General features: G+C 70.7%; 26 protein-coding genes and 1 riboswitch. Of the genes, 11 read left to right on the plus strand and 15 right to left on the minus strand.

Annotated elements, in window-relative coordinates; translation table 11 throughout:
- Positions 1 to 192: 192 nt before the first annotated feature.
- Positions 193 to 1,203: an NADP-dependent oxidoreductase gene (locus tag FBY22_RS21790; protein ID WP_174267234.1), complete on the minus strand. Its 1,011-nt coding sequence runs from the start codon at positions 1,201 to 1,203 to the stop codon at positions 193 to 195.
- A gap of 109 nt (positions 1,204 to 1,312) precedes the next feature.
- Here FBY22_RS21790 and FBY22_RS21795 point away from each other — a divergent pair, with 109 nt between their 5' ends.
- The 11 genes from FBY22_RS21795 to FBY22_RS21840 all read left to right on the plus strand — a co-directional run bounded on the left by FBY22_RS21795 (position 1,313) and on the right by FBY22_RS21840 (position 12,135).
- Complete coding sequence (locus FBY22_RS21795) at positions 1,313 to 1,864, plus strand: TetR/AcrR family transcriptional regulator (protein ID WP_142148430.1); 552 nt, start codon at positions 1,313 to 1,315, stop codon at positions 1,862 to 1,864.
- A 185-nt stretch (positions 1,865 to 2,049) separates the two neighbouring features.
- Positions 2,050 to 2,151, plus strand: coding sequence for a putative leader peptide (locus tag FBY22_RS46030; RefSeq protein WP_351478117.1), 102 nt, complete (start codon positions 2,050 to 2,052; stop codon positions 2,149 to 2,151).
- Positions 2,152 to 2,276: 125 nt separating this feature from the next.
- On the plus strand, positions 2,277 to 3,359 hold the full coding sequence (locus FBY22_RS21800; RefSeq protein ID WP_142152443.1) for an aliphatic sulfonate ABC transporter substrate-binding protein: 1,083 nt from the start codon (positions 2,277 to 2,279) through the stop codon (positions 3,357 to 3,359).
- Between the two features lie 36 nt (positions 3,360 to 3,395).
- Positions 3,396 to 4,181: an ABC transporter ATP-binding protein gene (locus FBY22_RS21805; RefSeq protein ID WP_142148432.1), complete on the plus strand. Its 786-nt coding sequence runs from the start codon at positions 3,396 to 3,398 to the stop codon at positions 4,179 to 4,181.
- Complete coding sequence (locus FBY22_RS21810; protein ID WP_142148434.1) at positions 4,168 to 5,046, plus strand: ABC transporter permease; 879 nt, start codon at positions 4,168 to 4,170, stop codon at positions 5,044 to 5,046. The genes FBY22_RS21805 and FBY22_RS21810 overlap by 14 nt, the downstream gene beginning before the upstream one ends.
- A gap of 286 nt (positions 5,047 to 5,332) precedes the next feature.
- Positions 5,333 to 6,121: a GntR family transcriptional regulator gene (locus FBY22_RS21815; protein ID WP_142148436.1), complete on the plus strand. Its 789-nt coding sequence runs from the start codon at positions 5,333 to 5,335 to the stop codon at positions 6,119 to 6,121.
- A gap of 38 nt (positions 6,122 to 6,159) precedes the next feature.
- Positions 6,160 to 6,387, plus strand: coding sequence for a ferredoxin family protein (locus FBY22_RS21820; protein WP_030180763.1), 228 nt, complete (start codon positions 6,160 to 6,162; stop codon positions 6,385 to 6,387).
- Between the two features lie 16 nt (positions 6,388 to 6,403).
- The gene (locus FBY22_RS21825) at positions 6,404 to 7,750 is read left to right on the plus strand and encodes an ABC transporter substrate-binding protein (protein WP_142148438.1); all 1,347 of its coding nucleotides are present in this window, start codon (positions 6,404 to 6,406) and stop codon (positions 7,748 to 7,750) included.
- A complete protein-coding gene (locus FBY22_RS21830; protein WP_142148440.1) occupies positions 7,747 to 8,610 on the plus strand; it encodes an ABC transporter permease in 864 nt (287 codons plus the stop codon). The genes FBY22_RS21825 and FBY22_RS21830 overlap by 4 nt, the downstream gene beginning before the upstream one ends.
- Positions 8,594 to 9,379, plus strand: a complete 786-nt coding sequence (locus FBY22_RS21835) for an ABC transporter ATP-binding protein (RefSeq protein ID WP_142148442.1) — start codon at positions 8,594 to 8,596, stop codon at positions 9,377 to 9,379. Before FBY22_RS21830 ends, FBY22_RS21835 begins: the two co-directional genes overlap by 17 nt.
- Positions 9,376 to 12,135: a fumarate reductase/succinate dehydrogenase flavoprotein subunit gene (locus FBY22_RS21840; protein WP_260845057.1), complete on the plus strand. Its 2,760-nt coding sequence runs from the start codon at positions 9,376 to 9,378 to the stop codon at positions 12,133 to 12,135. The genes FBY22_RS21835 and FBY22_RS21840 overlap by 4 nt, the downstream gene beginning before the upstream one ends.
- An 18-nt stretch (positions 12,136 to 12,153) precedes the next feature.
- Here FBY22_RS21840 and FBY22_RS21845 read toward each other — a convergent pair whose 3' ends face one another.
- The 14 genes from FBY22_RS21845 to FBY22_RS45795 all read right to left on the minus strand — a co-directional run bounded on the left by FBY22_RS21845 (position 12,154) and on the right by FBY22_RS45795 (position 24,403).
- Entirely contained in the window at positions 12,154 to 12,567 is a 414-nt protein-coding gene (locus FBY22_RS21845) for a cytidine deaminase (RefSeq protein WP_142148446.1), read from the minus strand.
- A gap of 121 nt (positions 12,568 to 12,688) precedes the next feature.
- Positions 12,689 to 13,729: an acyl-CoA dehydrogenase family protein gene (locus FBY22_RS21850; RefSeq protein ID WP_260845058.1), complete on the minus strand. Its 1,041-nt coding sequence runs from the start codon at positions 13,727 to 13,729 to the stop codon at positions 12,689 to 12,691.
- Between the two features lie 118 nt (positions 13,730 to 13,847).
- Positions 13,848 to 15,044: an LLM class flavin-dependent oxidoreductase gene (locus FBY22_RS21855; RefSeq protein WP_142148450.1), complete on the minus strand. Its 1,197-nt coding sequence runs from the start codon at positions 15,042 to 15,044 to the stop codon at positions 13,848 to 13,850.
- Entirely contained in the window at positions 15,041 to 15,598 is a 558-nt protein-coding gene (gene ssuE / locus FBY22_RS21860; protein WP_142148452.1) for an NADPH-dependent FMN reductase, read from the minus strand. Before ssuE ends, FBY22_RS21855 begins: the two co-directional genes overlap by 4 nt.
- 52 nt (positions 15,599 to 15,650) lie before the next feature.
- Positions 15,651 to 16,802, minus strand: coding sequence for an LLM class flavin-dependent oxidoreductase (locus FBY22_RS21865; RefSeq protein ID WP_142148454.1), 1,152 nt, complete (start codon positions 16,800 to 16,802; stop codon positions 15,651 to 15,653).
- Positions 16,795 to 16,968, minus strand: coding sequence for a hypothetical protein (locus FBY22_RS43975; RefSeq protein ID WP_160159925.1), 174 nt, complete (start codon positions 16,966 to 16,968; stop codon positions 16,795 to 16,797). Before FBY22_RS43975 ends, FBY22_RS21865 begins: the two co-directional genes overlap by 8 nt.
- Entirely contained in the window at positions 16,965 to 18,338 is a 1,374-nt protein-coding gene (locus FBY22_RS21870) for an NtaA/DmoA family FMN-dependent monooxygenase (protein WP_142148456.1), read from the minus strand. Before FBY22_RS21870 ends, FBY22_RS43975 begins: the two co-directional genes overlap by 4 nt.
- A gap of 20 nt (positions 18,339 to 18,358) precedes the next feature.
- Positions 18,359 to 19,567 carry an LLM class flavin-dependent oxidoreductase gene (locus FBY22_RS21875; protein WP_142148458.1) on the minus strand — a complete coding sequence of 403 codons (1,209 nt, stop codon included), beginning with the start codon at positions 19,565 to 19,567 and terminating at the stop codon, positions 18,359 to 18,361.
- A gap of 44 nt (positions 19,568 to 19,611) precedes the next feature.
- Positions 19,612 to 20,337: a GNAT family N-acetyltransferase gene (locus tag FBY22_RS21880; RefSeq protein ID WP_142148460.1), complete on the minus strand. Its 726-nt coding sequence runs from the start codon at positions 20,335 to 20,337 to the stop codon at positions 19,612 to 19,614.
- 88 nt (positions 20,338 to 20,425) lie between these two features.
- The gene (locus FBY22_RS21885) at positions 20,426 to 21,454 is read right to left on the minus strand and encodes an ABC transporter substrate-binding protein (RefSeq protein ID WP_142148462.1); all 1,029 of its coding nucleotides are present in this window, start codon (positions 21,452 to 21,454) and stop codon (positions 20,426 to 20,428) included.
- Positions 21,455 to 21,523: 69 nt separating this feature from the next.
- Complete coding sequence (locus tag FBY22_RS21890) at positions 21,524 to 22,321, minus strand: amino acid ABC transporter ATP-binding protein (protein ID WP_142148464.1); 798 nt, start codon at positions 22,319 to 22,321, stop codon at positions 21,524 to 21,526.
- Positions 22,318 to 22,737, minus strand: a complete 420-nt coding sequence (locus FBY22_RS21895; RefSeq protein ID WP_142148466.1) for a hypothetical protein — start codon at positions 22,735 to 22,737, stop codon at positions 22,318 to 22,320. The genes FBY22_RS21890 and FBY22_RS21895 overlap by 4 nt, the downstream gene beginning before the upstream one ends.
- 324 nt (positions 22,738 to 23,061) lie before the next feature.
- Positions 23,062 to 23,170, minus strand: a riboswitch (SAM riboswitch).
- 65 nt (positions 23,171 to 23,235) lie between these two features.
- Positions 23,236 to 24,099: a glutathione S-transferase C-terminal domain-containing protein gene (locus FBY22_RS21900; RefSeq protein WP_142148468.1), complete on the minus strand. Its 864-nt coding sequence runs from the start codon at positions 24,097 to 24,099 to the stop codon at positions 23,236 to 23,238.
- Positions 24,100 to 24,292: 193 nt separating this feature from the next.
- Positions 24,293 to 24,403, minus strand: a complete 111-nt coding sequence (locus FBY22_RS45795) for a putative leader peptide (protein WP_313905447.1) — start codon at positions 24,401 to 24,403, stop codon at positions 24,293 to 24,295.
- Positions 24,404 to 24,546 lie beyond the last annotated feature (143 nt).

Here is a 24,546-nt window from a genome sequence, read left to right on the forward strand (position 1 = left end):
CGTGATAGAGACCGTTCCGCATCCCGAGCGCCCGACACACCCCGGATGTCCGATCAGGACGGCCCCTCCGGCCCGTCATACGACGACCGAATTCGGTCTCCAGAACGCCTTATTCACGACAGGAACGCTGGTTTTCGGCCAACTGCGTGCAGGGAAGCCACTTCACGCAGTCGCAGCAGCGGCGGTGGACACTCACCGGACCTCGAGTACGACCTTGCCCTGGATGTGTCCTCGGGCGGCGCGCTCGTGTGCCGCCCGGGCGTCCGAGAGGGCGTACGTGCTGTCGATCGCGACGCGGACCGCGCCCTTGTCGAGCAGGCGTCCGAGTTCGGCGAGCTGCGCGCCGTTGGAGCGGACCTGCGCGGTGGAGACCCTGACGCCCAGCTTCACGGTCTCTTCCTCGTCGAAGTCCCCGGGGAAGACGGGGAACAGGGAGCCGCCGCGGGTGAGGGTGCGCAGGAAGCGGCTGCTGTCGGGGCCGCCGACGGTGTCGAGAACGAGATCGAGGTCGTGCACGAGCTCTTCGGGACGGTGGTTGGTGTAGTCGATGAACCGGTCGGCGCCGAGCTCACGCAGGAAGGTTTCGTGCGCGCCCGATGCCACGGCGGTGACATGTGCGCCCTTCCATTTCGCCAGTTGGAGCGCGAGGTGCCCGACGCCTCCGGCGGCGCCGTTGACGAGGACCCTGGTGTCGGCGTCCAGGGTCGTGGGGCGATGCCGTTCGTTCTGGAAGGGCGAGGGGTGGTCGTGGCCGACCTCGATCAGGAACTGCCATGCCGTCAGTCCGGCCATGGGTACCGCGGCGGCGTGCACATGGTCGAGGGCAGCCGGTTTGTGCGCGAGGTCCGACGCGGGCGCGGCCACGTACTCGGCGTACGCGCTGCCGCCGAAGCTGGGAAAGCGCAACAGGCCGAAGACCTCGTCGCATGGGGCGAAGCCGTCGACGTCCGGGGCGACGGCCTCGACGACGCCCGAGACGTCCGTACCCGGGATCGCCGGCAGGCCGACCGTCGACTCCTTCTCCCCCGGCATCCGGGTCAGCCCGCCGCGCAGGTACCAGTCGGGAGGATTGACGCCGGCCGCGTGCACGCGAACGAGTACCTCGCCCGGCCCCGGCTCGGGAACCGGCACCTCTTCGTACCGGAGCACTTCCGGTCCGCCATGTTCGTGGAGCCGAACGGCCTTCATCGTGTGTGTGGACATCGATCTCTCCTGCCGGACTGCGGGATAGGCTTATTCGGATCAGCGATCCATATAAGTGGACCACTGATCCGAATATATGGACCACTGATCCGGATAGCAAGAGGGACCGATGCGGGCCGACGCCAGGAAGAACCGCGACCACCTGCTCGCCGTCGCGGGCAGCGCCATCACCGAGCAAGGTGTCGAGGTCTCCCTGCGCGACATCGCACGCAGGGCCGACGTCGGGCTGGCGACCCTGCTGCGCCACTTCCCCACACGCGAGGCGTTGCTCGACGCACTGCTCCGCACGAGCTTCGAAGAACTCACAGCGAAGGCGGAGGCCCTCGAGACGTCGAGCTCGCCCGAAGACGCCCTCGTCTCATGGCTCCGCGACTGCGTCGCCTGGACGACCGAATACCGGGGCGCGACCGAACTGATGGCAGCCGCCATCGACGACCCCGAATCCGCACTCCACGCCGCGTGCGTCACCCTGCGCGCGGCCGGGGCCCGACTGCTCACCCGCGCCCAGGCCGCGGGCAAGGCGCGCGACGACATCGACGGCGCCGACCTGTTCGCGCTGATCGCCGCACTCGCCTGGCTTGGCGACCAGCCTTCGCTCGCCCCCCGCGCCGACCACCTCTTCGACGTGATCGCGGGCGCGATCCTGACGACCGGACAGTGATCGTCCAGGTCTTGCCGCGGCCCCTTCCCGACGACTCTGACCAGGACCGTCGGCTCGGCGAATCTCACCGATCCCGATATGCGAGATTCCCCTGTCCAGCATATGAACACCCTCTTGGGGTGAGCGCCTCCTTCTGGAACGATCCCTAGCAAGCAGGTAGGAAAACTAGGGATCCGGGGGTGGGTATGGGAGCGCGCGACCTCGCACGGCTGTCGCTGCCTTTGCTGACCTCGCGGCGTCACATCGACCTCCGTCGTACGTCGAGCGCCATCTGTTGCCCTGTCTGAGGCCGTCCGCACCGCCCGGCCACCCTCAGACCAGCGCACCAGGGCTTCACGCCCCGTCGCTCCGTACGCCCTTCCCTTCCTTTTCCTGAGAGGACACCTTCGTGTCTGCCGCAAGACCGCTCACCATGCTGCGCACCCTCGCCGTCGTCGCGACGCTCCCCCTCCTGCTCACCGCCTGCGGCTACGGCTCCGAGGCGAAGAGCGACGACACCGCCAAGGTCGCCGCCGGCGCGAAGAAGATCGACGGTCTCGACTCGGTCAAGATCGGCTACTTCGGCAACCTGACCCACGCCACCGCGCTGGTGGGCCGTGAGCAGGGCCTGTTCCAGAAGGAACTCGGAGCGACAAAGGCCGAGTACGCCACCTTCAACGCAGGTCCCTCGGAGATCGAGGCGCTGAACTCCGGTTCCATCGACATCGGTTGGATCGGCCCCTCCCCCGCGATCAACGGCTACACCAAGTCGGACGGCAAGAGCCTGCGCATCATCGGCGGTTCGGCCTCCGGCGGGGTGAAGCTGGTCGTCAACCCCAAGAAGATCACGTCGCTGAAGGACGTCAAGGGCAAGAAGATCGCCACCCCGCAGCTGGGCAACACCCAGGACGTGGCCTTCCTCAACTGGGCCGCCGAACAGGGCTACAGGATCGACCCGCAGAGCGGCAAGGGCGACGTCACGGTCGTACGCACCGACAACAAGATCACCCCCGACGCCTACAAGTCCGGGTCCATCGACGGCGCCTGGGTGCCGGAGCCGACCGCCTCCAAGCTGGTCGCCGAGGGCGGCAAGGTCCTGCTGGACGAGTCCACCCTGTGGCCCGACAAGAAGTTCGTGATCACGAACATCATCGTGTCGCAGAAGTTCCTCAACGCCCACCCCAAGGCCGTCGAGGCGGTACTCAAGGCCTCGGTCGAGAGCAACAAGTGGATCAACGCCAATCCTGACCAGGCGAAGGCCGCGGCCAACAAGCAGCTGGCGATCGACTCCGGCAAGGCCCTGCCCGCGAAGGTCCTCGACCCGGCCTGGTCCTCGATCAGCTTCACCGACGACCCGCTGGCCGCCACCCTCGACACCGAGGCCGCCCACGCCGTCAAGGCCGGACTGCTCACCAAGCCCGACCTCAAGGGCATCTACGACCTCACGCTCCTGAACAAGGTCCTCAAGTCCGAGGGCGCGAGCACGGTCGACGACGCCGGTCTCGGCGTCCGCTGACACAGGTTCCGACGAGATTCCCAGGAGGTGACGACCATGGCCACGATCACGACGCTCGCCAAGGCCGACGAGTCGGTCGAGCACGCCGCCCGTATCGCGCACGTCTCGAAGTCCTTCGCGACCCCCGCCGGGCAGCAGCTCGTCCTGGACGACATCAGCCTCGATGTCGCGCCGGGCGAGTTCGTCACCCTCCTGGGGGCCTCCGGCTGCGGCAAGTCCACCCTGCTCAACCTGGTCGCCGGCCTGGACGAACCCAGCGCCGGCACCATCACCACCGACGGCCGCCCGGCCCTGATGTTCCAGGAACACGCCCTGTTCCCCTGGCTCAGCGCGGGCAAGAACATCGAACTCGCCCTCAAACTCCGCGGAGTTCCCAAGCCCGAGCGACGCACGCGGGCCGAGGAGCTGCTGGAGCTGGTGCGGCTCAAGGGCGCGCACGGCAAGCGGGTGCACGAGCTGTCCGGCGGCATGCGCCAGCGCGTGGCCATGGCCCGGGCGCTCGCCCAGGACAGCCGGCTGCTGCTGATGGACGAGCCCTTCGCCGCGCTGGACGCCATCACCCGGGACGTGCTGCACGACGAACTGACCCGCATCTGGGCCGAGACGGGCCTGTCGGTGCTGTTCGTCACCCACAACGTGCGCGAGGCCGTACGCCTGGCGCAGCGGGTGATCCTGCTGTCCTCGCGCCCGGGCCGTATCGCCCGCGAGTGGCGGGTCGGCATCCCCCAGCCGCGCCGTATCGAGGACGCACCCGTGGCCGAGCTGTCCCTGGAGATCACCGATGTACTGCGTGGGGAGATCCGCCGCCATGGCCAGCACTGACACGACACCGGCCCAGGACGCCGGGAGCGTCGAGGCCGGCCTCGACGCCCTGGAGACCACCACCACCGGACGGGTGCCGTTCCGGAAGACGTTCGTCGACAAGATCCTGCCGCCGGTCACCGCGATCGCGGTTGTCCTCGTCGGCTGGTACGTGCTGTACCCGATCGTCGACAACCCCTCCAAGCTGCCTTCGCCGGGCGCGGTGGCCGGCACCTTGAAGGACTCGTGGCTCAGCGGCTCGTTGCTGGGTTACATCTGGACGAGCGTCTCGCGGGGCCTGCTCGGCTTCTGCCTCGCGCTGCTCATCGGCACCCCGCTGGGCCTGCTGGTGGCCCGCGTGAAGTTCATCCGCGCCGCCATCGGCCCCATCCTGTCCGGCCTGCAGTCCCTGCCCTCCGTCGCCTGGGTACCCCCCGCCGTGATCTGGCTCGGCCTGAACAACTCCATGATGTACGCCGTCATCCTGCTCGGCGCCGTCCCCTCCATCGCCAACGGCCTCGTCTCCGGCGTCGACCAGGTCCCCCCGCTCTTCCTGCGCGCCGGCCGCACCATGGGCGCCACCGGCCTCAAGGGCACCTGGCACATCACCCTGCCCGCCGCCCTGCCCGGCTACGTCGCCGGCATGAAACAGGGCTGGGCCTTCTCCTGGCGCTCCCTCATGGCCGCCGAGATCATCGCCAGCTTCCCCGACCTCGGCGTCGGCCTCGGCCAACTCCTCGAAAACGCCCGCACCGCCTCCGACATGGCCATGGTCTTCGAAGCCATCCTGCTCATCCTCTTCGTCGGCATCGCCATCGACCTGATCGTATTCAGCCCCCTCGAACGCTGGGTCCTGCGCAGCCGCGGCCTGCTCGTGAGGAACTGACCGAAGGGCCGTCGACCGCCACTGGCGCAGGTCCGGCAGCATCCCGGAACCCCCCACACGGCACCGGTTCGCAGAGGCGTGACCGCCTCACCGCGAGCCGGTGCCGTCGTGTGCGTGAGGGCTCGCCGTGTCGCCGGACATCACGTGCTCGACCTGGCACAGCGAACTGGCACATCTTCCCCGTCCCACCACGAAATCGCAGGTCAACGACCCATCTGTTGATGAGTCAAGTGGCGCAACAATCCAGCAACACACCATTCCCTACCGGATAGGTATGGTCCAGAACATGTCCTCCAGCGATCGCCTCCGAGACCACGCCGGCCAGGGCGCGAGCACCGTCGCCGCCCACCGTGCGCGGCGCCGGCTGCGCGCGGACCGGGCACGCCAACTCGCCGACCTCCTGCGTCACCAGGTCCTCGGCGGCGCCTTTCCCGAAGGCCCTCTTCCCCACGAGTCCATCCTGGCCACCGACTTCCGCGCCTCCCGCAACACCGTTCGCGAGGCCCTCGACCTGCTGCGCGCCGAAGGCCTCGTGGAGCGCCTCCCCGGCGTCGGCACGGTCGTCGTGGCACAGAAGTACCCCCATGGGCTCGACCGCCTGATGGGCCTCGCGGAGACCCTGCGCGAACACGGCCGCGTCACCAACGAGGTCCGCACGATGGGCCCCGTACCCGCCCCCGCACCGGTGGCCGACCGCCTCCACCTGCCGTCCGGCACCGACGTCCTGTACATCGAACGCCTGCGCCGACTTGGCGGCCTTCCGCTGTCCCTCGACCTGACCTACATACCACTCGACGTCGGCGCCGCCCTGCTGGGAGAGGACCTGGAGAACACCGACATCTTCCGGCTCCTGGAGACGCTCACCGGCCGGCCGCTCGGCCACGCCGAGATCAGCCTGGAGGCGGTGAACGCGGACGTCCACTCCGCCGCCGTACTGCAGGCCCCGCAGGGAGCCGCCGTACTGATGCTGGAGCGCCTCACCCATCTGTCCGACGGCCGGCCCGTCGACCTCGAGTTCATCCGCTTCCGCGGCGACCGCATCACGATGAGCGGCCTGCTCCGCCGGTCGCTGTAAGACACCTGCCCCGCCTGCACACCTTCCTGGAGACAGCCATGCCCTTGGCGCCCCAGCGGGCCGACGTGCCCGTGACCATCGACGAGTCGAAGTGCATCGACGGCTGCACGCTCTGCGTGGACATGTGCCCGCTGGACTCCCTCGCCATCGACGACAGCACCGGCAAGGCGTACATGCACGTCGACGAGTGCTGGTACTGCGGCCCGTGCGCGGCCCGCTGTCCCACCGGAGCCGTCACGGTCAACATGCCCTATCTGCTCCGGTGAGAGGTCCCCAGAAGCCATGAAGAACAAAGCAGTCGGCGCCGCCGTCGTCGTACTCCTCGCACCGCTCACGGCATGCGGTGGCACCGCCGCGGCCGGAGGTGACGGATCCACCGTCACGGTGACCGTCGGCTACCAGTCCAAGACCATCAACACGGTCACCGCGGGAACCCTGCTGCGCTCGCTCGGTTACTTCGAGAAGCAGCTCAACTCCCTGGGTGACGGCCGCACTTACAAGGTCGACTGGCAGGACTACGCCACCGGCGCCCCCATCACCGCCCAGATGACCGCCGGGAAAATCGACATCGGCTCGATGGGCGACTTCCCGCTGCTCATCAACGCCGCCCGGGGCAAGCAGCTGAACCGCCCCACCCGCCTGGTCTCCGTCACCGGCTACAACCTGCGCGGCGGCTTGAACACCATCGTCACCGCTCCCGGCTCCAAGTTGACCTCCCTCGAGGACCTGAAGGGCAAGAAGGTGTCCACGAGCATCGGCTCCGCCGCCGACGGCACGCTCGTACGGGCCCTGCAGCGGGCCGGCATCGACCCGGACAGGGGCGTGCAGAAGCTCAACCAGCAACCCGCCGTGGGCGCGTCCGCCTTGAGCGCCGGCAGCGTCGACGCGCTGTCGCAGTTCGTCGCCTGGCCCGGGCTGCTCGCCCACCAGGGCAAGGCCAAGGCCCTGTACGACGGCGCCCTGCTGAACCTGCCCACCTTCCACGGAGTCACCGCCCGCGAGGACTTCGCCAAACACGACCCGGCCGTTCTGGAGGCCTTCCTCAAGGCCCAGGCACAGGCCACCGACTACCTCCACGCCCACCCCGTGACCGCTGCGGAGAAGGTGGCGAAGGCCACCGGCCTGCCCGCCGAGGTCGTCTACCTCTACAACGGCGCCCACGGCATCTCCACCTTCGACCCGTCCATCAAGCCTCAGCTCGTCGCCGCGCTGAAGCGGGACGTGCCGGTCCTGAAGGCGGCGAAGCTGACCGGTGACGTGGACGTGGACTCCTTCGTCGACGACCGGTACGTGAAGAAGGCCCTGGGAGCGTCGTACGGCAAGGACCTCGCCGCCACTCCCCCGCCCGCCGCGAGCGAGGCATGGCCGAAGGGCGCCGGGCAGACCATTGCCTTCAAGTCCCCCGCGCGGCTTCTGAGTTACGTGTCCGCACACCGTGACGGCATCCGCGCCGCCTATGTCCCCGACGCCACCACCGGCACCCTGTGGTTCGCGGACAAGGCGGTCTGGGTGGCCGACGGCGGCCGGCTGCTGCCCTTCGTCGCCCCGGCGACCGCACACAGCTACGTCCTCGCCCACGCCGACGCCCGCGTCATCACCTACGCCGCCGCCCTGGAGCGTGCCTCGTGACCCGGTACGCGCTGCGGGTCGCCGCCCTCGCGGCCGCCCTCGGGCTCTGGCAGCTGTTGACCAGCCTGGACGTCGACCTGTGGCTGCGTTTCTCGCAGTTCCCCACGGTCACCGACGTGGCCCACGCCTTCGCCGACCGCCTCTCCGGGCCGGACTACTGGACGGACCTCACCGACAGCCTGACCCGCATCGTGACGGGCTTCGTGCTGGCGGCGGTGCTGGGCGTGGCGGTGGGCGTGCTCGTGGCGCGCTCCCCGCTCGCCGAAGACCTGCTCGGTCCGTTGTTGGAGGTCGTCCGCCCGATCCCGGCCATCGCCCTGGTCCCCGTCGCGATCCTCCTGTTCCCGTCCAACGAGCAGGGCATTGTCTTCATCACCTTCACCGCCGCCTTCTTCCCGGTCCTGGTCTCCACCCGGCATGCCGTGCGGGCGCTGACGCCGGTGTGGGAGGAGGCTGTGCTGACCATGGGCGGCGGCCGGTGGCGTGTCCTCGGCTCGGTCGTGCTGCCTGGTGCGCTGCCGGGTATCTTCGGCGGCCTGTCGGTCGGTATCGGCGTCTCGTGGATCTGCGTGATCTCCGCGGAGATGATCTCCGGACAGTACGGGGTCGGCTACCGCACCTGGCAGGACTACACGGTCGTCGACTACCCGGGCGTCTTCGTCGGCATGGTCACGATCGGCGTCCTCGGCTGGCTGACCTCCACGGCGGTGGAACTCCTGGGCCGGCGGCTGACCCGCTGGCTGCCGCGTACTTCGCATGTCGCGGCCGCCCGGTCGACGCCCTCACGCCCGCCCGCCGGTCCGTCCCCCCGCCAACTGCCCTCCGACGCAAAGGAGGCACGCGATGAGCACCTCGTCTGACACGGAACCCGTACTCCGTACAACGACATACCTCACACGCGGCACCGGCCTCACCCTCCGCGCCGCCATCCTCGGCCGCCCCGACGCACCGGTCCTGACCGGAGTCGACCTGGACATCGCGCCCGGGGAGATCCTCACCGTCGTCGGCCCGTCCGGCTGCGGCAAGTCGACCCTGCTGCGCACCCTCGCCGGGCTGTTGCCCCCGCTCGCCGGGCGGATCGGCCAGGACGGTGAGCCCCTGGCCGGGCCGTCCGCCGAACGCGCCCTGGTCTTCCAGGAGGACGCCCTCCTGCCCTGGCGCACCCTGCGCGCCAACGTCGAACTCCCGCTGGCCGTCCGCCGCGTCCCCCGCTCGCAACGCCGCGTCCAGGCCGAGCAGTGGCTGGCTCGCGTCGAACTGGCCGACCTGGCGGGGCAGTTGCCGCACCGGGTCTCCGGCGGCCAGCGCCAGCGCGCCCAGTTGGCCCGCGCCCTCGCCGGGGCGCCGCGCGCCGTCCTCATGGACGAACCCTTCGGCGCCCTCGACGCCCAGACCCGTTCGGGCATGCAGGACCTGCTGGTGGAGGTGTTGCACGGCTCGGGCGCGACCGTCGTCTTCGTCACCCACGACGTGGACGAGGCCCTCTTCCTCGGCGATCGCGTGGTCCTCCTCGGAAACGGCCGGCTGACCGCCGTACGGGACGTACCTCGGCCACGCGATCGCACGGCCCACGACGATCCCGCGCGCGTGGCGCTGCGCCGCGAGGTCCTGTCCTCGCTCGGTACGTGATCCGCAACGTGAAAGGCACCCTGGTGGACACTCTCCTGCAGATTCCGGCCCTCAGCGAGGCGGAGGAGATCTCCTGCGACGTCCTGGTCGTCGGCGGCGGCACGGCCGGCACCATGGCGGCCCTGACCGCCGCCGAACACGGCGCGAACGTCCTGCTGTTGGAGAAGGCCCATGTACGGCACTCGGGCGCGCTCGCCATGGGCATGGACGGCGTCAACAACGCGGTCGTGCCCGGGCGCGCCGAGCCCGACGACTACGTCGCCGAGATCACGCGCGCCAATGACGGCGTCGTCGACCAGTCCACCGTCCGCCAGACCGCGACCCGCGGTTTCGCCATGGTGCAGCGCCTGGAGTCGTACGGCGTGAAGTTCGAGAAGGACGAGCACGGCGAGTACGCGGTCCGCCAGGTGCACCGGTCGGGGTCCTATGTGCTGCCCATGCCGGAGGGCAAGGACGTCAAGAAGGTCCTGTACCGGCAGCTGCGGCGGCGTGAGATGCGGGAGCGGATCCGTATCGAGAACCGGGTGATGCCGGTGCGGGTGCTCACCGCGCAGGGGCGGGCCGTGGGGGCGGCCGGCTTCAACACACGCACGGGCGCATTCGTGGTCGTGCGGGCGGGTGCGGTGATCCTGGCGACCGGTGCCTGCGGCCGCCTCGGCCTGCCCGCCTCCGGCTATCTGTACGGCACGTACGAGAACCCCACGAACGCGGGCGACGGCTATGCGATGGCGTACCACGCCGGCGCCGAGCTGACCGGCATCGAGTGCTTCCAGATCAACCCGCTCATCAAGGACTACAACGGCCCGGCCTGCGCCTACGTCGCCAACCCCTTCGGCGGCTACCAGGTCAATCGGCACGGCGAACGCTTCGTCGACTCCGACTACTGGTCCGGGCAGATGATGGCCGAGTTCGCGGCGGAGGTCGCCAGCGACCGCGGGCCTGTGTACCTCAAGCTGAGCCACCTGCCCGAGGAGTCGGTCTCGGCCCTGGAGTCGATCCTGCACTCCACGGAGCGGCCCACCCGCGGCACGTTCCACGCCGGCCGCGGCCACGACTACCGCACCCACGACGTCGAGATGCACATCTCCGAGATCGGCCTGTGCGGCGGCCACTCGGCCTCGGGGGTACGGGTCGACGACCACGCCCGTACGACCGTCCCACGCCTCTACGCGGCCGGCGACCTGGCCTGCGTGCCGCACAACTACATGATCGGCGCGTTCGTCTTCGGCGACCTCGCAGGCGTGGACGCGTCCCAATACCGGTCGTACGAGGGCGAGTTGCCGCAGGAGCAGCTGCGTGAGGCGCATGAACTGGTCTACCGCCCGCTGCACAACCCGGACGGGCCGCCGCAGCCCCAGGTCGAGTACAAGCTGCGCCGCTTCGTGAACGACTACGTGGCCCCTCCGAAGTCCGGTGCCCGTCTGTCGCTGGCCCTGGAGGCCTTCGAGCGGATGCGCGCCGACATCGCCTCGATGGGCGCCCGGACCCCGCACGAGTTGATGCGGTGTGCCGAAGTCGGCTTCATCCGCGACTGCGCGGAGATGGCGGCGCGGGCCTCGCTCGCCCGTACGGAGTCGCGTTGGGGCCTCTACCACGAGCGGATCGACCACCCGCGGCGCGACGACACGTCCTGGCTGCACCATCTCGATCTGCGCAAGTCCCCGTCCGGGACTATGGAGTTCACACTCCGTCCGGTGGCTCCCTACCTCGTTCCGGTCGAGGAGTTCAGCCCGGTCGGCGGTGCCTCCCGGTACCTCGGCGAGGTGCACCCCGAGCAGGTGGCCACGGCGGGGGCGCGGGAGGCGGCTCCGGTGGCCGCCGGCCCGAGGACCGGCGCGCGCCCCGCGCAGTCCGTGACACCCGACCCCGGCGAGATCGCCTCGCCCCGGCTCCTGGCCCTGCTGGCGCTCGCCGAGGAGGAACCCGAACTCTCGCTCCTGCGGCCCTATTTGGCCGACCCCGACCCGGGCGTACGACGCACGGCGGTCTCGGTCCTCACCGAGACCGTGCCGCCCGGCACCGGACAGGCGCTGGCGGACGCGCTCGCCGACCCCGACGCCCAGGTCCGGTCTGCCGCGGCGGCCTCCCTGCGCGAACTGGTCGAGACCCTGCCGCCCGAACCCGCCCTGCGCCATGCGCTCACCCGGGCGCTCACGGAGGCCGACCCCGTCGTCCGCGCCGCGGCCCTCGACGTCCTGCGGGCCCTGCGCCTGGGGGACGCCGGGCTGTTCGCCGAGTCCCTGGCCGACTCCGACGTAGCGGTGCGGATCGAGGCGGTGCGGGCGCTCGTGTCGGTCGACGCGACCGAGCCCTTGGCGCGTGCGGCGTACGACCCGTCCCGCGAGGTCCGCGTCACCGTGGCCAAGGCCCTGGCCGGCGTGGGCTCTTCGACCATCGCGTCCTCGACGTTGGCGGCGCTCACGGAGGACACCGACCCCCTGGTGCGCGGTGCCGCGTTCGGCGCGCTGGCCTCCGTGGACTGCCCGGCGCTCCTCACCGCCCGCGCGGTGGCCGCCCTGTCCGACGAGGCCTGGCAGGTTCGCGCCGGCGCCGCCACGGCCCTGTCCGCCGCCGACCCGGCCACCGCGGTCCCGGCGCTGGCGAAGGCGCTGGCCGACTCCAATGCCGACGTGCGCAAGGCCGCCGTACTGTCCCTGACCCGGCACCTGCAGGCCCCCGAGGCCCGGGCCGCGCTCGCCACGGCCACCACGGACTCGGACGCGGACGTCAGGGCCTACGCGGCACGCGCGTCGTGACCGAGTCGGCCCACGATCTCAGTCGGCCTCGAGCTGGTGGTCGGCCCAGACGTAACTCTCGGGCAGCAGGTCGGAGATGAGGACGGTGCGGGTGCGGTCGCCCGCGCCGACGATGACCTTCAGGGCGGGGAAGTAGTCGAGCAGCACCTGACGGCACCGGCCGCACGGCGGTACGACCCCGCGATCGCGGTCGCCGACGGCGACGATGGTGTCCAGCTCGTAGACCCCCTGGGCCGCTGCCGTGCCGATGAGGACCAACTCCGCGCACGGGCCGCCGGTGAAGTGGTAGGCGTTGACGGCGGTGACGATCCGGCCGTCGCGGGCGCGGCCAGCGGCCGCCATGGTGTGGTTGTCCCCCCGACACCGTGTGCGCGCGACCTGGGCCGCGGCCTGGATCAGCTCGTTGTCGACCTGTTGGGTCTGCGTGGTCATCTTCTCTGCCTTCGTCGCCTTCGCGGCCACGTTGGCCTGCGGGAAGTGAGTGTGGCAAGTGATTATCGACGCCTCGCGCAACGGGATCCATGAATCCCCGGCCCGGGGCCGGGCGGCCCCGTCACGCCGGAAGCGTGAAGGGTGGGTGTGTGCCGTTGAGGAAGTAGTCGCCGACCTCGCGGAGAGTGTGGGAGAGGGGCTCGCGGAGGGTGTGGGTTCGGGCGTTGCGCCAGAAGCGGTCGAATCCTGGGCGGGAGGAGGCGGCGGGGGCGCCGATGGTGTCCAGGGCGCGGGTGGTGATCTCCTGCACGGCGCGGGAGGCGGCGGCCTCGGCCGCGCTCGCGAGGACGGTGATCTCCGCGCACTCCTCGTCGTCGAGGGCCTCACCCTGGCCGAGGCCGCGAAGCAGGGCCTCCACCGCTTGGTCGGCGAGGGCGGACGCGGCCCGTGCGGCGACGGCGAGTTCGCCGTACGCGACCAGTGCGTGCGGGTCCTGTGGTGGGCTGTCGGGCCAGGGCTGTGCGGAGAAGGGCTGCCAGGGGGACTTCACGACCCGGCCGTACTCGCGGACCTCGTCGAGCATGCCCTCGGCGACGCCGAGACAGAACTGGGCGGAGACCAGGCGTGCGGTCGGGGCGGCCAGGCAGGCGAAGGGTGACAGGACGCCGTCGTCCGGCGACAGGGAACCGAGTACGTCGTCCGCCGCGACCGGCACGGAGTCGAACTCCACGCTCCCGCCGCCGGCCAGCCGCTGGCCGAAGGTGTCGCCGCCGCTTCCGGTCACGACGCCCGGGCGGGTGGGGTCGACGAGGACGGCCAGCGGCTCGCCGGTGCCGGATCTGAAGGCGCGGACCAGCAGGCGGTCGGCGATGCCGACTCCGGTGGGGAACCGCTGGTAGCCGTCCAGCAGATGGCCGTCCGCCGTGGGGATCAGCATGAGCGGGGGTTCGTTACCGGCGATGCCGCCTCCCCAGCACCACTGCCCGGCCGCCGACTCCCGCTGGATACGGGCGACTTGGCCGGGTCGGGCGAAGAACCGGGCGCTGAAGGAGAGGAAGTAGTGGCTGCCGAGCAGGTGGCCGATGGCGCCGTCGGCCGCGGCGACCGTCCGTACGACCCCGCAGGCCGTGCGCCAGCTTGGAGGTGCGGGGTGTGAGGGCACGTGGGTTTCGTCATGCTCACACTCCCCGCCGACCCCCGTCCATAGTTTCCTAGTAATTCGATAGGAATACTAGGGATGGAAGCGCGATGTGGCCGATTCACGCTTATCGGGGGCGCGTTCAGGCGAACGGCACCTGCGCGGCTGGGGCGCGATGCCGGTCGGAGGGATGCCGCCACAGGCCCTGCGCGGCGAGCCTCGGCAGCACGCCTTCGCCGAACCGGTACGCCTCCTCCAGGTGTGGGTAGCCGGAGAGCACGAACTCGTCGATACCCAGGGCGTGGTACTCCTTGATCCGCTCGGCGACCTCGTCGTGGCTGCCCACCAGGGCGGTGCCCGCGCCGCCGCGCACCAGGCCGATGCCCGCCCACAGGTTGGGGTGGATCTCGAGGCCCTCCCGGTTGCCGCCGCCGTGCAGAGCCAGCATGCGCCGCTGTCCCTCGGACTCGCTGCGGGCGAGTCCGGCCTGCACGGCTTTCACGGTCTCCGGGTCGAAGCCGGCGAGGAGCCGGTCGGCCTCCGCCCACGCCTGCTCGGAGGTGTCGCGGCTGATGACGTGCAGCCGGATACCGAAGCGCAGGGTGCGGCCCTCCGCGGCGGCCAGTCCCCTCACCCAGGAGATCTTCTCGGCTACCTGGGCGGGCGGCTCGCCCCAGGTGAGGTAGACGTCGGCGTGCCGCGCGGCGACCTCACCGGCGATCGGCGAGGACCCGCCGAAGTACACCTCCGGAACCGGGTCGGGCACCCGCGCCAGCCTGGCGTCCTCGGCCCGGAGATGCCCACCGTGCAGGTTGACGGTCTTGCCCTCCCACAACTCCCGTACGATGCGGAGGAATTCGCCGGTACGGCGGTACCGCGCCTCCTTGTCGAGGAAGTCGCCGTAGGCCCGTTGCTCATGGCTCTCGCCACCGGTGACGACGTTCAGCAGCAGCCGTCCGCCGCTCTGCCGCTGGAAGGTGGAGGCCATCTGGGCGGCCAGCGTGGGCGAGACGAAGCCGGGGCGGAAGGCGACCAGGAACTTCAGTCGCTCGGTGTGCCGGCTGACCATCGCGGTGGTCAGCCACGCGTCCTCGCACCAGGCGCCGGTCGGGGTGAGCACGCCGACGAAGCCCAGATCCTCCGCGGCGCCGGCGATCCGGCTGAGGTAGGCGACCGTCGGCGGCCGGTCCCGTCCGGAAGCGGTGGCGGGGGTGCCGTGACCGCCGCCGACGACATGGCGGCTGTCGCCGTTGGTGGGCAGGAACCAGTGAAAGGTGAGGGATCGCGCCGGGCCGTGCAGGGACTCGGCATCGCCCCCCAGTGCCGTCGCGCCACTCATCCGGCGGCCGCCAGCAACGTCGTACGACCGCCCAGCGCGGCCGAGAACTGGTCGGTGACCTGGAGCAGCGCCTCGGCCGAGCCCGGCGCGACGGTCAGCGTGCCGTCGTCGCCCACCGTGATGTCCTTGTCGAGGGTGAACCAGCCCGGGGTGATGTGGGCGGGGCCCATGGAGGCGAGGACCGGGCGCAGGGCGTAGTCGATGGCCAGGACATGGGCCGTGCTGCCACCGGTGGCCAGCGGCAGGACGGTCTTGCCCACCAGCGCGTACTGCGGCAGCAGGTCCAGCAGCGCCTTCAGCAGCCCGGAGTAGGCGGCCTTGTAGACGGGGGTGCCGATCACGACGCCCTCCGCCTGCTCGAACAGGGCCGCGGCCCGGGCTATCGCGGGATGGCCGAAGTCGGCGTGCAGCAGGGCCTCCGGTGGGAGCGTGCGCACGTCCAGCGGAACCACCTCGTGCCCCTGGGCGGCGAGCCGCTGGTCGAGGTGGCGAAGCAGCCGTCCGGTGCGGGAGGTCGCGGAGGGGCTGCCGGAGACGGACAGGATGGTGGCCATGACAGGACCTTTCGGTTGGTCGGGTGAACTTCCTCGGGGACACGCGTGAGCGTCAGCTCGGTGACTGGGACGAGTGGCCCCTTCGGCGCCATTCCTCCGCGAGCAGTTCGTACGAGCGGACCCTGTCCTTGTGGTCGTGGGTGATCGTCGTGATGAGCAACTCGTCCGCGCCCGTGGCCTCCTGGAGCTGTTCCAGCTGGTCGGCGACCCGGCCCGGCGAGCCGACGAACTGGGTGTCGAGCCGGTCCTGGACAAGGGCCCGGTCCTCGTCGGTCCAGGTGCGGGCGCGCGCTTCCTGCGGCGTGGGGAACTCGATGGCGCCCTCGGCGGTGCGGATGCTGCGCACCCACGGTCCGTAGCCGGTGGCGAGTTCGCGGGCGGTGGCGTCGTCGTCGGCCACGACGACGTCGGCCGAAACGCTGACGTAGGGCTTGTTCAAGACCTCGGAGGGCTGGAAGTAGGCCCGGTAGCCCTCCACCGCCTCCAGGACCGTGGCGGGGCTGACGTGGTAGTTCGCCGCGAACCGCAGGCCGTTGCGGCCCGCCACGGCGGCGCTCTGGCCGCCGCTGCTGCCCAGGATCCACACCTCGACGTCGGCGCCCTCTCCGGGCACGACGTGCGCTTCGACGCCCTCCGGGGAACGGTAGGTGCCGGCGAGCAGGGCGAGGATGTCGTCGATCTGCTCGGTGTAGTCCTGCGATTCGGCGCCCGGCAGGAGGAGGAGCCGGCGCTGCAGGGCGATGCGGGGAGAGCCGAGCAGCTGCGCGAAGGAGAAGGGAGGCGGGATCAGCAGGCCGTTCGGGGCACGGCCGTCGACGACCTGGGTCGTCGTGGGCGGCGGGGCGTCCGACTGCCCCGGCGGGCGGCCCCCGGAGCGGCCGAGGCCCAGATCGAAGCGGCCCGGGTGCAGCGCGTCGAGCAGGCCGAACTCCTCCACGGTGGACAGCGCGGTGCGGTGCCCGAGTTGTACGGCTCCGGAACCGAGCCGGATCGTCGAGGTGGCGGAAGCGGTCAGGGCCAGGACGACGGCGGGTGAGGTTCCGGCCACGCCCGGGTTGAGGTGGTGCTCGGCGAACCAGTAACGGGCGTATCCCAGGCGCTCGGCCTGCTGCGCGAGGTCGATCGAGTTGCGCAGGGCATCGGCCGCCGTCGAGCCGGACGGGATGGGGACCAGATCGAGGACGCCGAGGGCGATGTCAGACATGGACGGACTCCTGGGTGAGTGGCTGCGTCGGAAGCACGGGGTCCCGCACGAACGGTGGGCCCGGGACCTCGCGCCGCAGCACGGGGGCGACGTGGGACTGGAACAACTCGAGGGAGGCGCGGTGCGAGGCATCGGGCAGGCCTCCGGCGTCGGCGTGAAACTTCACGACGCGACCCGGTCGTCGACGGCGTCGGGGTGCGCGAGCCCCAGGTGGTGGCGGAGGGTGGGGCCCTCGTACTCGGTGCGGAAGACGCCTCGTTCCTGCAGGAGCGGGACGACCTTGTAGGCGAAGTCGTCGAGGCCGGTGGGGGTGATGTGCGGTACGAGGATGAAGCCGTCGGCGGTGTCGGCCTGGACGTAGTCGTTGATGGTCCTGGCGATGGTCGCCGGGGAGCCGACGAAGGTCTGCCGGTTGCCGGTGTTGATGACCAGGTCGCGGATGGACCAGTTGTTGGCGGCGGCCAGCTCCCGCCACTCGCGGGCGGTGGCCAGCGGGTCGCGGTACATGCGCACCTGGGCACGGCCCTTGGAGATGTGGTTGTCGCTGACGTCCGGGTCGATGTCGGGCAGCGGCCCTTCCGGGTCGTAGGAGGACAGGTCCCGGTTCCAGACGAACTCCAGGTGCTTGAGGGCGGTGGCGCCGCTGACCTGTTGGCGGCGCACCTCCCTGGCAAGTTCCTCGGCCTCGGCGTCGGTGTCGGCGAGTGCGAAGGAGGCAGCGGGCAGGATCAGCAACTGGTCGTGGCGGCGGCCGTACTTGGCGAGGCGGTTCTTGACGTCCGTGTAGAAGGCCTGACCTGCCTCCAGGGTGGCGTGCCGGCTGAAGACGGCGTCGGCACTGGAGGCGGCGAACTCGCGTCCCTCCTCGGAGTCGCCTGCCTGGAAGATGACTGGGCGGCCCTGCGGGGAGCGCGGCACGTTGAACTGGCCGTGGATGTCGAAGTGTTGTCCGGTGTGGGCGAAGGCGCCGGCTTTCGCGTCGCGCAGGAAGACGCCGTTGGCCTGGTCGGCAACGATCTCGTCGCCGTGCCAGGAGTCGAAGAGCTCGTTCGCGGTGGCCAGGAACTCCTTGGCGCGGGAGTAGCGCTCCTGTTGCGGCAGAAAGCCACCGCGGCGGAAGTTCTCGCCGGTGAAGGCGTCCCAGGAGGTGACGACATTCCAGGCGGCGCGGCCGCCGGAGAGGTGGTCGAGGCCGGCGAACTGGCGGGCGACCTCGTAGGGCTCGTTGAAGGTCGAGTTGATGGTGCCGGTCAGGCCGAGGTGCTCGGTGACGGCGGCGAGCGCGGCCAGGACGGTGAAGGTGTCGGGACGGCCGACGACGTCCAGGTCGTAGATCTTTCCGCCCTGTTCGCGCAGTCGCAGTCCCTCGGCGAGGAACAGGAAGTCGAACCTGGCGCGTTCGGCGGTGCGGGCGAAGTGGGCGAAGGAGCTGAACTCGATGTGGCTGCCGGCCCTCGGGTCGCTCCACACGGTGGTGTTGTTGACGCCGGGGAAGTGGGCGGCCAGGTGGATCTGCTTCAGAGGCTTACTGGTCATGTCGGCGGGGTCCTTCCGGCTCAGACGGCGGCATAGCGGTTGGCGGGGCGCGCGAGGCCCAACAGGCCGCGCAGGGTGTCGGCTTCGTAGGCGGTGCGGAAGACACCCCGGCGCTGGAGTTCGGGGACCAGGCCGCGGGTGATGGCGGGCAGGTCGTGTCCGGCTACGGCGGGCCGCAGCCGGAACCCGCTCAGCCCTTCCTCCGACACCTCCTGCAACAGATCAGCGAGTTGAGCGGGAGTGCCGGCGAAGATGCGGGCGTCGCTGGTATACGGCTCACCCGCGAGGGCGTCGAGCCGTGCGCGCCGGTCCTCCGCGGCGGCCTGCTCGTCGTCCACGAAGACCACCAGGTCCCCGAAGACGTGCAGGGGTTCACCGGCCCGTCCTGCCGCCTCCTGCTCGGCCCGGATCTCGGCGACGATCGCCCGGGCGTGCGCGGCATCCTGCGGAGTGACGTAGCCGACGTCGGCCTGGCGGGCCAACAGCCGGTAGGGAACGGTCTGGTGGGCGAGGGCGGTGACCAGGGGCTGGCCCTGGGGCGGGCGCGGGGTGATGGAGGGTCCCTTGACACTGAAGTGCTTGCCCTGGAAGTCGATGTAGTGCAGCTTGTCGCGGTCGATGAAGCGTCCGGTGGCGGCGTCCCGGATCTCCGCGTCGTCCTCCCAGCTGTCCCAGAGCCGGCGCACGACCTCGACGTGGTCCGCGGCCTCGTCGAAGAGGTCCGTGAGCCGTTCTTGTCCGGCCGGGCTCCGCAGTTCGTTCAGGTCGATCGGCGGGAAGACGCGGCGGCCGAAGTGGCCGGCCTCGTGCGGCCGGGCGGAGATCTGCACCCGTAGGCCTGCGCGGCCGGTGCTGACGTAGTCGAGGGTGGCGATCGCCTTGGAGATGTGGAACGGCTCGGTGTGGGTGGCGATCACGGTCGGCACCAGGCCGATGTGCCGGGTCAGGGGTGCGATCCGGGCGGCGGTCAGTACGGCGTCCAGCCGACCGCGAACCTGGTCGGTGCGGCCGTCGAGTTCGCCGTAGGAGGAAGACTGCAAGGCGAGGCCGTCCTCGAAGGTGACGAAGTCGAGCAGGCCGCGCTCGGCCTCGGCGACGAGGTCCGCCCAGTATCCGGCGGTGAACAGGTCGCGGGGGCGGGCGACTTGCTCACGCCAGGAGGCGGGATGCCAGCCGGTTCCGTCGAGGGCGACGGCAAGGTGCAGAGGAGTGCGAGGAGTTGTGGACACGAGGGTGCCTTTCCTGGAGGCGGGATGAGAGGGGCTCGGCATGGCTATGCCGTTCTTTCCAGGGCCGCGGCGCCGGTGTGCCGGACGAGCGAGAAGACCGTACGGCTGCGCAGGGTGAAGCCGATCGACTCGTACAGCCGGATCGCGTTCGCGTTGGCGGCCGCGGCGTGCAGGAAGGGCTGTTCTCCGCGCTCCTTGATGCCTGCGGCGACGGCACGGACCAGACGGGTGGCCAGCCCCCGGCCTCGGTGGTCGGGGTCGGTGCACACGGCGCTGATCTCGGTCCAGCCGGGCGGGTGCAGCCGCTCGCCGGCCAGGGCGATCAGCCGGCCGCGGTGGCGGATGCCGAGGTAGGTGCCCATCTCGACGGTGCGGCGCCGGTAGGGGCCCGGCTCGGTGCGGGCGATCAGGTCGAGGATCTGGGGTACGTCGTCGCGGCCGAGGCGTACGGCCTCGGAGTCGGGCTCGGCGCGCAGGGAGGTGTCCACGAGCTGGACGCCGTGTCCGACGCTGACGACCTCCCAGCCGTCCGGCGCCTCGGTGACGCCTCGCACCGCGGCGGTGCCACCGGGGCCGACGAGACTGGCCAGGTCGGCCCAGGCGCGCGGGTCGTCCTCGTCGGAGAGGGCGTGGAAGGGGGCGACGTCCTGGTGGTAGCGGGCGGCGTGGCCGATGCGTTCGGCGAAGTGGGCGTGGGGACCGGTGAGGGCGGCCCAGGCGGGGTTGTCCAGGACGTGCGAGGAGGTGGCGTCGACGGTGGTGACGGACATGGTGTGGCGGTCTCCGGTGTGCGGCTCGGGATGTCCGGCGTGTGGGGACTCCACCGCGAGGTGGTGGTGGAGTCCCCACACGCGGTGGTCAGGAGTTGTCGAGCGGGAGTCCGGGCGGGTTGACCTCGGACTTGGCGACGGCCTCGTTGGAGAGGTTGTAGGCCTTGAGCCACTCGGCGTACTGACCGTTCTTGATCAGGTAGTTGATGGCGTCGGCGAGCGGCTTGGCCAGCCCGCTGTCCTTCTTGGCGGTGGCCGCGATCAGGCCCTGAAGGCTCGCTCCGGCGCCCGAGTAGGTGCCCGCGGTGCGGGTGGCGTTGGGCGTGTTCGCGACCTGGCTGTTGTGGTAGGCGATGCCGGGGTTGGGGCCGAGGTACGCGTCAATCTTGCCGCTGGACAGGGCGAGGTAGACGCTGTTGCTGTCCTGGAAGTACTTGACGGTGAGCTTCTTGCCCTCCTTGGCCAGCTTCGCCTTCCACTCCAGGAGGATCTTTTCCTGGTTGGTGCCAGAGCTGACGGAGATCGTCTTGCCGGCGAGGTTCTCGTAGTCGCCGCCGAAGTTCCAGGTGCTCTTCTTGGGCACGGTGAAGGCGAGGTTGTCCTGCCGGTAGGAGGCGAACTCGTATTTCTTCTTGCGCTCTTCGGTGTCGGTGACGTTGGAGAACGCCACGTCGACCTTGCCGCTGTCGATGCCGACGAAGAGGTTCTCCCAAGTGGAGTTCTTCACCTCGGGCTTGAGGCCGAGGACCGCGGCGACCAGGCGACCGAAGTCGGGCTCCGCGCCGGTGAGGGTTCTCTGGTCGCCGCCGACGTAGGCCAGCGGCGGGAAGCCGGCGGGCAGGGCGCCGATGCCGATCTCCAGCTTGCCGCTCTTCTTGAGAGCGGCGGGCAGTTCGGAGCTGATCGACTTGACCTCGGAGACCTTGATGGTGGTCTGCTGGGCGGCGCCGTTGGAGGCCTGGCCGATGACGACCTCGCCGGACGTGGCGGCGGTGTCGGTGGTGGTGGCCGCGTCGCTGTTGCCACCGCAGGCGGCGAGCCCGGTGACCAGGGAGGCGACGGCGGTCGCCGCGGTGATGCCGCGTATCGGGCTGCGTCGGGTGAAGTGGGTGCGCATGGCCGTTCCTTGTCGCTCAGGGGCGGTGATGAGGGTGGTGGCGTGGGGGGAGGTCGTGGGGGCGGCGGGTCACAGGACCTTGCTGAGGAAGTCCCTGGTCCGCTCGTGCCGCGGTGCGTCGAGGATCTCGGAGGGCGGCCCCTGCTCGATGATCTTGCCGCCGTCGATGAAGACGACCCGGTCGGCGATCTCGCGGGCGAAGCCGATCTCGTGGGTGACGATGACGAGGGTGGTGCCGCTGGAGGCCAAGTCCCGTATGACGGCGAGGACTTCGCCGACCAGTTCGGGGTCCAGGGCGGAGGTGGGCTCGTCGAACAGGATGACGCCGGGGCGCAGGGCCAGTGCGCGGGCGATGGCGACGCGCTGCTGCTGGCCGCCGGAGAGCTGGCGCGGGTAGGCGCCGGTCCTGTCGGCGAGGCCGACCCGGCCGAGGAGCTCGCGGGCCAGCTCCTGGGCTTCGGGCCTGCCGAGCCGGCCGGTGGCAACCGGGGCCGCGGCCACGTTGTCCAGGACCGTCAGGTGCGGGAAGAGATTGAAGTTCTGGAAGACGAACCCGATCCGCCCGCGCTGGGTGAGGATGGCCCGCTCGCTCAGCTCCTTCAGCCGGTCGCCCTGCCGCTTCACGCCGATCGGCTCGCCGTTGATGCTGACGTGGCCGATCTCGGGCTTCTCCAGGTGGTTGATGACCCGCAGCAGGGTGGACTTGCCGGAGCCGGAGGGGCCGAGGATCACGGTGACCTCGCCGGGGCGGACGGTCAGGTCCACGCCGTCCAGGACCCGGTGGGTGCCGTACCACTTGTGCACGTCGTGCACCTCGACGGTGGCGGCTTCGACGTCCGCCACGGCGTCGGCGGTCTTGGCGGTCATACGGCGGCCTCCCGGCGGACGCGGGCCCGCAGGTCGGTGAGACCGGTGCGGAGCTTCTGCAGTGGCGCCGGCGGCAGGCTGCGGGTGGCGCCGCGGGCGTAGTGCCGCTCGACGTAGAACTGGATGACGGAGACGACGCTGGTGAGGATCAGGTACCAGACGGTGACGACCAGCAGGAGCGGCACGATGTCGCCGGGGTAGGTGGAGCCCATGGTCTGCGCCGAGCCGAACAGGTCGAGCAGGTTGGTCACCAGTCCGTGGACGAACTGGGCGACCAGGACCAGGACGATCGCGGTGGCGATCCAGCGTCCCGGCCGTCGCAACGGCAGCACTCGCTGGGCGGTGAGGGCCTTGGACGGTTGGGCGGCGCTGGGCGCCTCGGGCAACGTGACGGTGGCGCCAGGGGGTTCGCTCATGGTGGGCTCCGGCTGGGTGGGAACACCCCGGAGGCACGCCGGCATGCGGGGACGCACACGGCGGCGGGAGACCGGGAGTGGGAAGGGCGACGGCACACCGCGCGGGCGGTGTCGGTCAGGGAGTGCGGGGGCTGCGGGGAGGTGTCAGCCCCGACAGCGGGCACGGCCCGGTGCGGTACACAGTGCGCTGTTGACGCGGAGCAGATCGACGGCGCGGTTGGCGACGAGCACGTTCGTGTACGCCGGTTCGCAGCCCTGGGAACGGCGTGCGGCCGTTCTGGGAGCTGCGTACATGGCGTCACCGTCACTGTTCCGGCCCTGTGGGCCTCGCGCTTACCGACGTGTCATCGGCCGGGTCGTCACCTGGGGCACCCCACCGCGGCGCGAGGGTTGCCGGTCAGCAAGCCAGGGCTTGTCGCTGACACTCATGACCGTTCTGGGCCGTAGTCAAGACAACTGCCCGAACGTATGTCAACACCGGTCCACCAGGTGGAACGGCTAACGGGCCGCGTGTGCAGCCCAGTCGAGCATCTGGACGGCCGATCCGGCCGCCTCCCGCCCGCGGCACTGGGCGTGGTGGCGGCGGTCGATGCCGTCGAGGTTGAGGTGGATGCCGAAGGCGGGGTGGGCGGTCAGACGGCGGGCGTAGGACCACAGCGCCGGGTGGCCGGCGATGCGCTGGACCGCGGCGGCGTCGAGGTGGTGCCGGTGCACGGTGTCGAGCCGTATCAGCGCGACCCACAACTCGACGTCGGCGGCGGTGACTTCGTCGCGGATCAGGTAGGTTCGGCCGTCCAGCCAGCGGTCGAGGGCGCCGAGGGTCTCCAGCAGCGTGGCCAGGGCCATGTCACATTCCGCTGCCTCTCCGCCCACGGCCCCGGCCCGCTGCGCCGCCCCCTCGATACCCTCCACGCACATCCGCTCCACCGCCTCGATCTCCGACTCCGCGCCGCACGGGTAGAGCGAGGGACCGCCGGTGTCGAAGCGGTGGGCGAGGTCGCGCATGATGTCCCGGTCATGGGTGCTGACGATCCGCCCTGACCAGCCGTCACTGAGGACCGGCGCCGCGGCCGGGCCGGGGTAGCGGTGCGCGCTCGCCTCGTACAGCGGGCGCAGGGCCGAGTGGCCGCCCTCGGGACAGTCGGGGACGGCGGGCAGGAGGGCCACCGGACAGACGGCGTCCAGGCCGAGCAATGTGTGGGCGACGGCGATGCGCAGGCCGTCGGGACACGCGGTCGACAGATGGAGCCGGTAGCGGCCGGGAACGGCGTAGTGGCCGCTGCGCGCGTCCCTGCCGATGCGGCCACGGAAGGCCGGCGCGGGCCGGACGGAAACGTGGGCGGCCGGTGATGTGACGGTCATGACTCTCCCCGAAAGCGGGCGCGGACGTACGCGCGGCGGAGGCGACATCGGGCTGGGCCCCGTGGTCGAATCCCCCTCGTCCGCCCGCCGGGGGCGTCGGGGATGCGACCACGGAACCCCAGGAGCGGAGCTCACCTGGGCGCGCCGAACGGAAGGATGTCCCAGGGGACACTGTCGGCACGAAGGGCGCAGGTCAGCCCATGAGGCCGAGCGCGCTGCAGACGCGGAGCAGGTCGATGTGACGTCGGGAGGTCAGCAGAGGCGAACGGCTCACTCGGACAGTGACCGGATCAAGGCGCCTCATACTTCCCTACCTGTTCACTAGGATTCCCTCAGTGAGTGTCGATCCGACGGTCGGCGACGTCAAGAGGGCCGTCCCGCATCGCGGACACCCTGCCAGGTACCGGTGCCGACCCGGTCGGCCCAGGAAGGGGTCATACACGTGGT

The organism is Streptomyces sp. SLBN-31 (assembly GCF_006715395.1).
GTDB lineage: Bacteria > Actinomycetota > Actinomycetes > Streptomycetales > Streptomycetaceae > Streptomyces.